Consider the following 11,989-nt stretch of genomic DNA (forward strand, 5'->3'; position numbering starts at 1 on the left):
CCACAAAACCCTGAAACGAATCTCCTGAATAACAGGTAACAATCTCATGTTCTCCGGTTCCATTCCCGCCCTTGTGACCCCGTTTCTGAATGGCGGGGTGGACAGGAAGGCCTTCGCAGCGCTGGTGGAACGCCAGATTGCAGGCGGCTCCCGGGCGCTCGTGCCGGTGGGGACGACGGGTGAAACCTCCACCCTCTCCACCGAGGAACATAAAGATGTTGTAACCCTGTGCGTCGAGGTCGCCGCCGGCCGGGTGCCGGTGATCGCCGGGGCGGGGTCTAACTCCACCGAGGAGGCCATCGACCTGGTCGCGCACGCAAAGACCGCCGGGGCGGATGCCGCCCTCGTCGTCTGCCCGTATTACAACAAGCCGAATCAGGAAGGGCTCTACGCCCACTTCAAGGCGATCAACGATGCCGTCGCCCTGCCGGTTTTCCTCTACAACGTGCCGGGGCGCACGATTGTCGACCTGATGCCGCAGACCGTTGCGGCGCTTGCCAGCCTGCCGAACGTCATCGGCATCAAGGATGCGAGCGACGAGATGGAGCGCGTGGTGCTGCACAACCAGCTGATCAAGCCGGGCACGCAGTTCATCCAGCTTTCGGGCGAAGACTCCAGCGCGCTGGCGCACCGCGCGATGGGCGGGGCGGGCTGCATTTCCGTCACCGCGAACGTCATGCCGGAAGCCTGCGCGGCGATGCATGCCGCCTTCGACAAGGGCGACCTTGAAGGCGCGCGCGCGATCAACCAGAAACTCGTGCTGCTGCACCGCGCGATGTTTGCTTCGCCCTCGCCGGGGCCGGCGAAATATGCGCTCTCGCGCCTCGGCCTCTGCCGCGAAGATGTCCGCCTGCCGATCACCCCGCCGGACAAGGCCGCGCGGGCGCAGATTGATGAAGCGCTGGCGCTGGCCGGGGCGAGTGCCTAGATAGGCGCGATGGCAAAGGCAAAGAACGCACAGATCAAGGGCCGCACGGACGGCCTCATCGCCGAGAACCGCAAGTCCCGGCGTGAGTATTCCGTGGAGGATACGCTTGAGGCCGGCGTGATGCTGGTCGGCTCGGAAGTGAAATCGCTGCGCGAAGGCAAGGCGAACATTGCCGAGGCCTATGCCTCGGTCGAGCAGGGCGAGCTCTGGCTGATCAATTCCGAGATCCAGACCTATGCCGGCGCCAACCGCTTCAACCACGAGCCGCGCCGCAGACGGAAACTGCTCGTCTCCAAGCGCGAACTGGCAAAGCTGTCGCAGGAAGTCGAACGCGCCGGGCGCACCATCGTGCCGCTGAAGCTCTACTTCAACGACAAGGGCCGCGCCAAACTCCTCATCGGCGTCGCCACCGGTCGCAAGGCGCACGACAAGCGCGAGAATGAAGCGAAACGCGACTGGGCGCGCGACAAGGCGCGGATCATGAAGGGGCGCTGAGGCGCCTCAGCTGATCCACCTGTTCGCCCGTTGCAGCAAGCCGATGGTGCTGGCGTGCAGCTGGTCGCCGGTGGCTTTCGGGGCCTTGCCGGCGAAGGCGCGGGCATAGGTGCCTTCCAGGATGATGCCAAGCTTGTAGCAGGCGAGCACGCCGTACCAGTGGATGTGCGACAGGTCGCGCGTCGTCTGCGTCGCATAGTGCGCGACGAGTTCGTCCGCAGACGGAAAACCTTCCCAAGGCGTGACGGATACCGTGCCCGAGCCTTCCTCCGGCCAGGTGGCAAGCAGCCAGCCGAGATCGAGCAGCGGGTCGCCGATGGTCGTCAGTTCCCAGTCGACAATCGCAGCAAGCCGCGGCGCATCGAACCGGTACATGACATTGGCGAGGTGATAGTCGCCGTGAATGATGCCGGGCTGGAAGCTGCGTGGCCGGTGCTCTTCCAGCCAGCGGCCAACCCCGTCCACATCCGGCAGGTCCTTTAGTCCGTCCCATTCCGGTAACTCGGCATAGGAATCGAGCTGCGCCTTCCAGCGGCTCACCTGACGCTCAAGGTAATTGTCCGGCTTGCCAAGACCGGTTAGCCCGAGCGCAACATAATCCTGCGCGCCGAGCGCGGCGATCCCATCGACGAGGGAGAGGCCCATCTGATGGCGCAGCTTCGGCGAGGAAGCGAAGGGTTCGGGCAGGCCGGTGGTGGCGTTATAGCCGTCGATGGGCTCCATCAGGTAGAAGGCCGCGCCGAGTACGCTCTCGTCTTCACAGGCGGCAATCAGGCCAGGATGCGGCACCGGCGTGCCTTTCAGCGCCGCAAGCACGCGCGCTTCGCGCCGCATCGTCTCGTTGGAGTTCGCGCGCAGCACCGGCGGCGGGCGGCGCAGGACATAGAAACGCCCCGCGCGCGAGAATTTCAGGAGGATGTTCTGCGTGCCGCCCGCAAGGCGCTGCACGTCTTTCAGCGGCCCGGCGCCGAGGCCGCGCGCATCCATCCAGCTGGCAAGAACGGCAAGATCAACGGGGGTTTCCATGCCGCCAGAGTGACCAATGCCGGAGCTTTAGCCAAGGGCTTCCTTCGCGGCAGCAAACACATCCTCGAACATCGCGGCAGTCAGCCGCCCGGTATTCGTGTTGTAGCGAGAGCAGTGATAGGAGGAGAGCAGGGTCACAGGCCGTCCGTCTACGGATAGTTCGTGGCGCGTGCCGTGACCGAACGGGTGCGGCCCCAGCTTCACGCCGAGCGCGCGCAGGGTGGAATCATGGCTGATCTTGCCGAGGCAGAGGATCACCTTCAGTTTCGGCAGCGCCGCGATGCGCGCTTTCAGGAAAGGCCGGCAGGTGTTGATCTCTTCGCCCACCGGCTTGTTCTCCGGCGGCACGCAGCGCACCGCATTGGTGATCATCGCGCCGGAAAGTTTCAGCCCGTCGCCGGGGTTCGCCGCATATGTGCCTTTCGAAAAGCCGAACTTGGCGAGCGTCGCATAGAGCAGGTCGCCCGCCCAATCGCCCGTGAACGGCCGCCCCGTCCGGTTCGCCCCGGTCACGCCGGGCGCGAGGCCGACGATCAGCAGCTGCGCCTGCTCTGTGCCAAAACTCGGCACGGCGCCGTTGAACCATGCCGGCTCCTTCGCCCGTACTGCTTCGCGATAGGCCACGAGGCGCGGGCAGAGGGCGCAGTCGCGGGGGGCTTCTGCGGGCGCTGCCGCAATCTTAGTACCCATCCGCGCTGCCATCCTTGCGCATTTCGGTCGCTGCATGCCATGCGCCCGAAGCAAAGTCGCGCATGATGGCCTGGTAGCCGCCATAATTGGCTTCGCAGCAGGCGACCGTGTAGCCGCGCGCTTCAAGCTCGGCGGCGGCGCCCGCGAGGCCGCGTTCCAGCATCACCTTGCCGGCGCCGGCATTACAGTCCGCGTCCAGAGCATCCGTCGGCTCGCAGCCGCCATCATGTTCCCAGCGCGCTGCGTCGCCCGCTTCCTGCAGGCCCATGCCGAAGTCGATAAGATTGGTGATGATCTGGACATGGCCCTGCGGCTGCATCGCGCCGCCCATGAGGCCGAAGCTGAGCCAGGGCTCATACGGGCAGGCCATCTCGATCGCGGTGGCGCGCACCTGGCAACCGGGCATGTCCTTCCTGAAGGCAAAGGCCGGGATGATCGTGTGGAAGGGACGCTTGCCGCCTTCGAAAGCATTCGGGTGGGCGGGGTCGAGGCTGAACAGCTCGCCCCGGTCCTGGAACATGAAGCCGAGACGGTCCGGCACGAGGCCGGAGCCCATGCCGCGATAGTTCGACTGGATCAGCGAGACCATCATGCCGTCCTTGTCGGCCACCGTGAGATAGGTCGTGTCGCCGTCGCGCAAAGCCGCATCGGTAATCTCCGTGCCGGGAGCAACGGATGGTGCTGCCCGCGTTACGTCGATCAGCGCGCTGCGCTTGGCATTATACCCCGGCGCAACGAAAAGAGAGGGGTCGATGCCGGAATAGGCCGGGTCAGCATAGCCAAGCGCCCGGTCCGCGAAGGCGAGGCGCTTGGCCTCCACCATCGCCGTCAGCGCATCCGGCGAGCCGAATCCCATCGCCTTCAGGTCAAACCGCTCCAGCATTTCAAGCATCTGCAGCGCCGCCACGCCTTGCGTGTTCGGGCCCAGCTCACACACCTTCACTTCGCCGCGATATTCGACACAGATCGGCTCCACCCAGTCGCCTGTATGCGTGGTGAAATCCTCATACTTCATCTTGCTGCCATGCCGGCGCAGGTAGGCCACCATCGTGCGCGCCATCGCGCCGTTATAGAATTCGCTTCGCCCATGTTTGCCGATCCGCTCCAGCGTGTTGGCAAGGTCCGGATTGCGGAACAGGCTGCCTTCCACCGGGGCCGGATCAAAATAGGTATTCCGCGCGTTCTCGTATTCCTCCAGCTCGCCGCGCTCATGCGCCGGCTCGAAGCGCAGCGGTCCGCGCGACCAGTACCAGGCAATCATCTCCGGGATCGGTGCGCCCTCACGGGCATATTTCACCGCAGGTGCCAGATTGTCCGCCATCGGACGTTTTCCGAATCTCCCATGCAGCGCAAACCAGCCATCGACCGTGCCGGGCACCGTGACCGTGATCGTGCCGAACGAGGGCAGAGATTTGCCATCCTTGAACTGGTCCGCCTTCGCCTGCGCATCGGCCAGCGTTGCGTCCATCGGGCTGCGGCCGGAGCCATTGTAGCCGTAGAGCTTCTGCGTCGCAGGGTCCCACACGATGGCATAGAGGTCGCCGCCAATGCCATTGCCCGTCGGCTCCACAAGGCCGAGCATCGCGTTGGCGGCAATCGCCGCATCGACTGCCGAACCGCCGGCCTTCAGCACATCCAACGCCGTCTGCGTCGCCAGCGGGTGCGCCGTCGCTGCGGCGCCATTGGGCGCAATCACGGCGGAGCGCGTGGCGATAGGGTTGCCGCTTTCCGGGCGCTGGCCGGTCATCGGGAAGGCGGCGTTCTTCAGCTCCGTCGCCGGCGCTTCGGCAACCGGCGCAGGCGAGGCGACTTCCGGTTCTGCCGCCTGAGACACACACGCGGCCACCAGCAGCGCCGCCGCGCCGGTAAGGATCAGGGCAAGTTTCATGGCGGGTCTCCGGGCTAGCGCTCGCGTTTCGGGAAATAGTGGGCGGCAAGGCGCGTGGAGATCGCCTGCCCGTCTTCGGCATAGCGCGACTCGGCGGCCACCGCTGAGGCATCGCAAACCGGATAGGTGTCGCTCACGCGCTTGTAGGAATCGTTGAACTCCCGCACCAGCGAGCGGCGCAGGTCGCCCTGTTCGGGCGCCTCATAGGCCAGCATGTCGGACATGTAGCGCCGCCAGTACTGGTCGCCATTGCCGTTGCAGCGCACCCGGATCGCATGGGCCGAGCCGAGCACGCGGGCGAGGTCTGCCGCGTCGCGGAAATAGTCGGGCCCACGCGAGGGAATGCCCTGCGCTGCGCTTGTGCCGCCCATGATTGCGAGGCTAATCAGGAGGGCATGAAAACCTGTCTTCTTCATGCGCGGACTTTCGCGCGCCTTCGCCCGCGGCTCAAGGGGCTCAGCGCCGCTGTCCGCATCGTCACCATCGATGACGCCGGCAAGGCGCATGATGCCGAAACCAGCACCCAGCTGGCCGAACTGCCGCCGATTGACGTGGCTTTCGGCAATGCGGACGGGTTTTACTCCCCCGCCGTGCGCGAATTCATGACCGCGATCCTGAAAAGCCCGGACCTCGACTGGTTCCAGTCTGCCGCTGCCGGCATAGAGAATCCGGCCCTCGTGATGATCGGGAAGAAGGCGAAACGCTACACCACGAATCACACCCAGGCCGAGGCGATGGCCGAATGGGCGCTCTGGCAGGCGCTGGATTTCGTGCGCGAAGGCCCGGCGCACCGCGCCCAGCAGGCAGAGGGCACATGGAAACGTGTGGGCGCGCGGGAAATCCGGGGCTCGCGCTGGCTGGTCGTCGGTTATGGCTCGATCGGGCAGGCCGTCGGCCGCCGGGTCAGCGCGCTCGGCGGTGAGGTGACGGGCCTTCGCCGCTCGCCGGGGCCGGCCGAAGGCGCCGCGCGCATCGTGGCGCCGGATGCGCTGATGGCGGAGTTGCCCCGCGCCGATATCGTCCTCCTCTGCCCGCCGCATACGCCCGAGACCGAAGGCATGGGCAATGCCGCCTTCTTCGCCGCGATGGCGCCGCACGCCCTGTTCCTGAATCTCGGGCGCGGCGCGCTGGTGGATGAGGCCGCGCTGATGGCGGCGCTGGACGCCGGCCGGCCTGCCTTCGCAGCACTGGACGTGACGCGCACCGAGCCGCTGCCGGCTGACAATCCGCTCTGGCGCCACCCCAGAATCGTGATCACCCCGCATGACAGCGCCGACACGCCCGGAACCATCGCAGGTGCAGATGACACTTTTCTGGCCAATCTTGAGCGCTATCTGAAGGGAGAGCCCTTGAAACACCTGGTCGACGCTTCTGCCTTTGCGGGGGGCTGACCCGATAAAACCATCCGGATACGGAGAATTGACATGGTGAAACAGATCCTGCTGGCAACCACTGGCGCCCTCGCCCTTGCTGCCTGCGTCAGCGAAGCGGCCCCCGGCATTTCCGCAGAGCCGGGTGAGCGGCCCGGTTTCAGTGTCACCGGCACGGACGGCGCGGTGGTGCGTGCAGAAATCCTCGAGAAGTTCAACAGCCCCTGGGCGATGACCTTCCTGCCGGATGGCCGCGCGCTGGTGACGGAAAAAGGCGGCACGATCTGGCTGCTGAACACTTATGGCAGCAAGGCCGGCGAGATCAGCGGCGGGCCAACTGTCGAGGCGCGCGGTCAGGGCGGGCTGGGCGATATCATCCTGCACCCGGACCATTCCGAGACCGGCGAGATTTATCTCTCCTATGTCGAGCGCGATGCGGCGGACGACACGCTGTCCGGCGCGGTTGTGGAGATTGCCGTCCTGAGCCTGACGGAGGCGGGCGGATCGCTCAGTGATCGGAGCATCATCTGGCGCCAGTCACCGAAAGTCACCGGCAATGGCCATTACGGCCACCGCATGGCCATCTCGCCCGGCCGCCACCTGTTCATCACCTCCGGCGAGCGCCAGAAGTTTGATCCGGCGCAGGACATGACCGGCAATCTCGGCAAGATTGTGCGGCTGAACCTCGATGGCAGCGTCCCTGCGGACAATCCGTTTGCTAATCAGGGCGGCATCGCCGCCGAAGTCTGGACCCTTGGCCACCGCAATCCACTCGGCATCGATTTCGGCTCCGATGGCCGCCTCTGGGCGCAGGAGATGGGCCCCGCGCATGGCGACGAGCTCAACCTGATCGTCCGTGGGCAGAATTATGGCTATCCCGAAGTCTCCAACGGCGACCATTATGACGGCCGCCCGATCCCTGACCATGACACGCGGCCCGAATTCGCCGCGCCCGCTGTCTACTGGGTGCCGGCTATCAGCCCCGGCGGCCTCGAAATCTACGAAGGCACCCTGTTCGCCGGCTGGACCGGCAATGCCTTCATCGGCGGGCTCTCCTCCGAGGCGCTGATCCGGGTGGCGCTGAACAATGATGGCACCGGCGCCGAAGCCGGCCGCTATGCCTGGGGCAAGCGGGTGCGCGAGGTCGAGGAAGGCCCGGACGGCGCCCTCTACGTGCTGGAGGACCGCGACGGCGGCCGCCTCCTGCGCCTGACGCCGGGCGGATAGCGGGAGGGCGTTGCACCGCGCGCCGACTTGCGCCACGGATGGCGCCATCCGCACCGGAAGCACAGAGGCCGCCGATGATCCGAACCTATGCCAACCGCGACGGGCGTTTCCTGCTGGCGGGCGAAGACCTCGCCGCGCTCGACACGGCCGTCTGGGTCGACCTGCTGCGCCCCACGAAAGACGAGGAAACCGCGCTCGAACGCGCCTTCTCCATCGATGTGCCGACGCTGGAGGAAATGAGCGAGATCGAGCTGTCCAGCCGGCTCTACTTCGAAGACGATGCGCATGTGATGACGGCGCAGATGCTGTCGCACACTGACGGCGACAATGTGCTGCTCTCCCCGGTCAGTTTCGTGCTCGTCGGTGAGCGCCTGGTCACCGTCCGCTATGAAGAGCCACGCGCCATCGACGCCTTCATCGCGCGCTGCCAGAAAGGCGGTCCGATGCCGGCTGACAGCCTGATGGCCGGCCTGCTGGAAGGGTTGATCGAACGTGCGGGCGATGTGCTTGAGCGCACGGGACACGAGCTCGATGCGATCTCGGCGGAAATCTTCGCCATTCCTCCGCCGAAAACGAAGTCTACCTCGCCGCTCGCGCTGCCGCAGCCGAAAGCCAAGCCGCGCGATTTTCGCTCCGTGCTCGAACAGATCGGCCGCAAGGGCGATCTCCTGTCGAAAGTACGCGAGAGCCTGATTTCCATCCAGCGCCTCGTCACCTATGCCATCGCCGCCTCGCAGGCGCGCAAGATCGACAAGGACGCGCCCGGACGCCTCAAATCCATCGGCCGCGACGTGCAATCCCTGTCAGACCACACGGTCTTCCTCACACAGAAGATCAACTTCCTGCTGGATGCCACGCTCGGCATGATCAACATCGAGCAGACCGGCATCATCAAGATCTTCTCGGTCGCCGCCGTCGTCTTCCTGCCGCCGACCCTGATCGCGTCGATCTATGGCATGAATTTCGAATTCATGCCGGAACTTGCCTGGCCCTATGGCTATCCCTTCGCGCTCGGCCTGATGGTCCTGTCGGCGGTGGTGCCCTACCAATTCTTCAAATGGCGCGGCTGGCTCTGAGGGACTGAACCTAAATCTCTGTAATGTTTGAGGTTCAGGCGCACCTTGTCGCCTTGCCGCCCCATTCTCGTGAGAGCTTTGGATACGCGCAGCATCAGCGCTGCGCTGTTCCGTCCGATGCCGCGCCCCGCGCGGTGCGACAACTGCCGGTTTGCGCTTTCACGAGCCTGCTGCCGGCCTGAAACGCAAGACAAGGAGAACCAGCATGAAGACCATCCTTATCCCCGCCATCGCGGCAACCGCGCTGATGATCGGCGCCTGCGAGTCGAATGGCCAGTATCGCGGCACGGCGCGTGATGCGGCCATCGGCGGCGCTGTCGGTGCAGCCGGGGGTGCAGTCATCGCCGGCGACGGCAACCGCACGCAGGGCGCTGTCATCGGTGGTGCCCTCGGTGCAGCCGCCGGCGCGCTCTATGGCTGTCACCGCGACCGCGTCTGCCCGTGGGACAATCGCAATCCGAACCACTCGCAGCTTTACACCGACAGCCGCACCGGACAGCGCTACTTCATCGATACGACGACTGGCGACACCTATTGGGAAGACGGCCGCTTCCGCTCGCCGGGCTGATCACCGGGGCTGCGGCGGCCTGACCCGGCCCCGGATCAGGCCGTCGCCTTCACCCGCAGCGCCGCTGTGCGGGCAATCGCCGCCTCCGCATCGCGCATGATGTCGGCGACGATTTCCGCCACGGGCTTCACTTCGCGCACGCCTCCGGCCGACTGGCCCATGGCGAAGCAGGACTTGTCCATCGACAGTTTCGACTCGTCCGTGATGCCGCCGATGCCGCCGATCACGCCGGTCCGGGTCGAGTGGATCGCCTGGAAAGGGAAAGGCTGGATGTCCTGCGGCCGGCTTTCCCAGTCATTGATGTAATCGTTGGTGCGGCAGCGCATCGGCTTGCCCGAATAGCAGCGCGTGCGCGTGGTATCGGTATCCCCCGCCTCGACCACCGCCTGCTTGTACATGTTTGCGGCATGGGCCTCTGCTGAGGCGATGAAGCGGGTGCCCATCCACACGCCCTCGGCGCCAAGCGCAAGCGAGGCAGCCAGGCCGCGCCCGTCATAGATGCCGCCCGCTGCGATCACCGGGATCTTCACCGCCTCGACCGCCTGCGCCACCAGCGGCAGCGTCCCGACGAGGCCGGTATGCCCGCCGCCTTCGCCGCCCTGGAGAATGACGGCGTCGCAGCCCGCTTCCTCGGCCTTGATGGCATGCTTCACCGCGCCGCCGACCACCATCACTTTCACGCCCGCCTTCTTCAGCCGGTCCATGATCGGCAGCGGCACGCCGAGGCCCGCGACAAATGAATCTGCACCGCCCTTGATGATTACGTCGACCGAGGCCTCAAGGCTCTCCGGGCTCGCCGCCAGCAGGTCGACACCGAAGGGCTTGCCGGGTGCCAGCTCCTTCACCCGTTTCATCTGGCCGGCAATGAAATCCGGCACCGTGCCGGCCATGCCGAGCACACCATAGCCGCCCGCATTGCACATCGCGGCACAGACTTCCGCATAGGAAACCCCGCCCATGCCGGCGAGCATGATCGGGTGCTGAACCTTGAGAAGGTCGGTCAGGCGAGTCTTGAGGGCCATTTTCGTCTCCTGGAGAATGTCTGCTCAAGCCTTAGGCAAACGCCGCTAGGTCAACGCAAGAGTCTTCATCGCAGCGCGCGTTCAACCACATTTGGAGCAGTTTCGTCCTCGCTTTGCCGCAATCTTGCCCCGATCCCTGTGCAATAGCGGCAGGTCCGCGGAATTGTCCGCCGGGCAGGGTGTCAAAAAGAGGGAAAACTCCTATGACGAAACTGTTTGCTGGCGCTGCTGCCGCTTTCGTTTTTGCTGGTGTCGCTTTCGCAGGCGAGCCGGCTGTCGAAGCTGAAGTTGTCGAAGCTGAAGTGGCTGCTGAAGCCGTTGAAGCCGAAGGCGATGGTGAAGCCGAAGTCGTCGAAGTTGAAGCAGCCGCTGAAGAAGCCGCTGACGCAGCTGAAGACGACGTTACCGAAGAAGCCGCTCCGGAGTAATCCGGTCCGGCTGAAAAGCTGCCCTGGCCCATAGGCGGGCCAGGGTTTTCTGCAACCGAACCGCGACGTCCCAACTCGCCTGAAAAATTAACTTCCGGCAATGTTGAAGAAGTGCTACAGCACCGGCCGTTCGCAAGAACACTCAACAGGGGTACTACCAATATGAAAAAGCTCGTCCTTGCCGCTGCTGCTGCCTCGGCCCTCGTTCTCGCTGCTTGCGGCGCGACCGAAGAAGCTGCTCCGGCTGCTGAAGAAACCACCGTCGAAGAAGTGGCTGTTGAAGCTGCTGAAGCGACCGAAGAAGCAGTCGTTGAAGCTGCTGAAGCCACCGAAGAAGCTGTTGCTGAAGCTGCTGCTGCGACCGAAGAAGCTGTCACGGAAGCTACCGAAGAAGTCACTCCGGAATAATCTCCGCGTCAGTCTTCGGACTGGAAGAATTGAGGCCGCCTCCTTCGGGAAGCGGCCTTTTTCTTTGCCCGGCGATCAGAACTTGGCGTAGCCGCCGTCGATGACCAGCGTGTCGCCCGAATGGTATTTCGAGGCGTCGGAAGCGAGATAAACCGCGATACCGCCGAAATCTTCCGGCTCGCCCCAGCGGCGGATCGGAACTCGCGTGATCACCTTGGTGGCAAACACGTCATTGCCCTGGGCGCCTTCGGTCATGTCGGTGGCGATCCAGCCCGGCAGCACGGAGTTCGCCCGGATACCATACCGGCCATACTCCACGGCGCAGGCATTCATCATCGCGATCAGGCCGCCCTTGGTATGGGCATAGGCCTGGTTGCGGCCGGCGCCTTCGATGCCGGCCAGCGAGGCCGTGCCGACGAGGCTGCCGCCCGGATCACCCGCCTTCGCCCGCGCCACCATCGACTTCGCAGCCTCGCGCAGCGTGAAGAACGCGCCTTCGGAATTGATGCGCTGGTTATACCGCCAGGTGTCCAGCGTCATCGTCTCGAAACCGGCCGACCCGCGCCCGACACCGGCATTGGCAATGCAGCAATCGATTCGCTTGAATTCCTCCTCGGCCTCCTTCATCGCCTTCACAACCTGGTCTTCTTCGCCGACATCCACGGTCCAGGCTTTCACCTTCCCGTTGCCAAGCTTCGAGGCCTTCTGCACCGCCGCATCATTGTCCGCCGTCTTGCGGCCCCAGATCACGACATCCGCATTCGACGCCGCCAGCGCCTCCACCATGCCGAGCCCGATGCCCTTGTTGCCGCCAGTCACGACGACAACCTTTCCGCTGAGGTCGAAGGGTTTGTAGGTCATGG

The 11,989-nt window shown here is 64.9% G+C and carries 14 protein-coding genes; 8 read left to right on the plus strand and 6 right to left on the minus strand.

The genetic code is table 11. The annotated features are described in order from the left end of the window. The first annotated feature begins 46 nt into the window (after nt 1-46). Both dapA and smpB read left to right on the plus strand, forming a co-directional pair. Nucleotides 47-928 (plus strand): 4-hydroxy-tetrahydrodipicolinate synthase, encoded by an 882-nt coding sequence (dapA, locus tag ACK4TE_RS01235; RefSeq protein WP_409909645.1) that lies wholly within the window; start codon nt 47-49, stop codon nt 926-928. Nucleotides 929-937: 9 nt separating this feature from the next. Next, nucleotides 938-1,423, plus strand: coding sequence for an SsrA-binding protein SmpB (gene smpB / locus ACK4TE_RS01240; protein ID WP_409909646.1), 486 nt, complete (start codon nt 938-940; stop codon nt 1,421-1,423). Nucleotides 1,424-1,429: 6 nt separating this feature from the next. On the opposite strand, the gene ACK4TE_RS01245 is transcribed toward smpB, so the two are convergent. From ACK4TE_RS01245 to ACK4TE_RS01260, 4 genes are read right to left on the minus strand one after another with little or no spacing between them, the layout of a single operon-like run. Then, nucleotides 1,430-2,449, minus strand: a complete 1,020-nt coding sequence (locus ACK4TE_RS01245; RefSeq protein ID WP_409909647.1) for a phosphotransferase family protein — start codon at nt 2,447-2,449, stop codon at nt 1,430-1,432. Nucleotides 2,450-2,476: 27 nt separating this feature from the next. After that, complete coding sequence (locus tag ACK4TE_RS01250; protein ID WP_409909648.1) at nt 2,477-3,139, minus strand: uracil-DNA glycosylase; 663 nt, start codon at nt 3,137-3,139, stop codon at nt 2,477-2,479. Further along, complete coding sequence (locus ACK4TE_RS01255; RefSeq protein WP_409909649.1) at nt 3,129-5,027, minus strand: gamma-glutamyltransferase family protein; 1,899 nt, start codon at nt 5,025-5,027, stop codon at nt 3,129-3,131. The genes ACK4TE_RS01250 and ACK4TE_RS01255 overlap by 11 nt, the downstream gene beginning before the upstream one ends. 14 nt (nt 5,028-5,041) lie before the next feature. Next, nucleotides 5,042-5,443 (minus strand): TIGR02301 family protein, encoded by a 402-nt coding sequence (locus ACK4TE_RS01260; protein WP_409909650.1) that lies wholly within the window; start codon nt 5,441-5,443, stop codon nt 5,042-5,044. On the opposite strand from ACK4TE_RS01260, the gene ACK4TE_RS01265 reads away from it, so the two are divergent. From ACK4TE_RS01265 to ACK4TE_RS01280, 4 genes are all read left to right on the plus strand, one after another. Beyond that, nucleotides 5,423-6,418, plus strand: coding sequence for a D-2-hydroxyacid dehydrogenase (locus tag ACK4TE_RS01265; protein WP_409909651.1), 996 nt, complete (start codon nt 5,423-5,425; stop codon nt 6,416-6,418). The two genes, ACK4TE_RS01260 and ACK4TE_RS01265, sit on opposite strands and share 21 nt — an antisense overlap. Nucleotides 6,419-6,451: 33 nt before the next feature. Further along, nucleotides 6,452-7,624, plus strand: a complete 1,173-nt coding sequence (locus ACK4TE_RS01270) for a PQQ-dependent sugar dehydrogenase (RefSeq protein ID WP_409909652.1) — start codon at nt 6,452-6,454, stop codon at nt 7,622-7,624. A gap of 74 nt (nt 7,625-7,698) precedes the next feature. Then, entirely contained in the window at nt 7,699-8,700 is a 1,002-nt protein-coding gene (locus ACK4TE_RS01275) for a magnesium transporter CorA family protein (RefSeq protein ID WP_409909653.1), read from the plus strand. Nucleotides 8,701-8,905: 205 nt separating this feature from the next. Continuing rightward, nucleotides 8,906-9,268: a YMGG-like glycine zipper-containing protein gene (locus ACK4TE_RS01280; protein ID WP_409909654.1), complete on the plus strand. Its 363-nt coding sequence runs from the start codon at nt 8,906-8,908 to the stop codon at nt 9,266-9,268. A 35-nt stretch (nt 9,269-9,303) separates the two neighbouring features. Here ACK4TE_RS01280 and ACK4TE_RS01285 read toward each other — a convergent pair whose 3' ends face one another. Further along, complete coding sequence (locus ACK4TE_RS01285) at nt 9,304-10,290, minus strand: NAD(P)H-dependent flavin oxidoreductase (protein WP_409909655.1); 987 nt, start codon at nt 10,288-10,290, stop codon at nt 9,304-9,306. Nucleotides 10,291-10,493: 203 nt separating this feature from the next. Between ACK4TE_RS01285 and ACK4TE_RS01290 the strand changes: the two genes are divergently transcribed. Both ACK4TE_RS01290 and ACK4TE_RS01295 read left to right on the plus strand, forming a co-directional pair. Then, complete coding sequence (locus tag ACK4TE_RS01290; protein WP_409909656.1) at nt 10,494-10,718, plus strand: hypothetical protein; 225 nt, start codon at nt 10,494-10,496, stop codon at nt 10,716-10,718. Nucleotides 10,719-10,880: 162 nt separating this feature from the next. Continuing rightward, the gene (locus ACK4TE_RS01295; protein WP_409909657.1) at nt 10,881-11,126 is read left to right on the plus strand and encodes a hypothetical protein; all 246 of its coding nucleotides are present in this window, start codon (nt 10,881-10,883) and stop codon (nt 11,124-11,126) included. Nucleotides 11,127-11,201: 75 nt separating this feature from the next. On the opposite strand, the gene ACK4TE_RS01300 is transcribed toward ACK4TE_RS01295, so the two are convergent. Next, nucleotides 11,202-11,987, minus strand: a complete 786-nt coding sequence (locus tag ACK4TE_RS01300) for an SDR family NAD(P)-dependent oxidoreductase (RefSeq protein WP_409909658.1) — start codon at nt 11,985-11,987, stop codon at nt 11,202-11,204. Nucleotides 11,988-11,989: the final 2 nt, after the last annotated feature.

Origin of the sequence: Hyphomonas sp. (genome assembly GCF_046313975.1) — a bacterium.
In the GTDB taxonomy this organism is placed as follows: domain Bacteria; phylum Pseudomonadota; class Alphaproteobacteria; order Caulobacterales; family Hyphomonadaceae; genus Hyphomonas.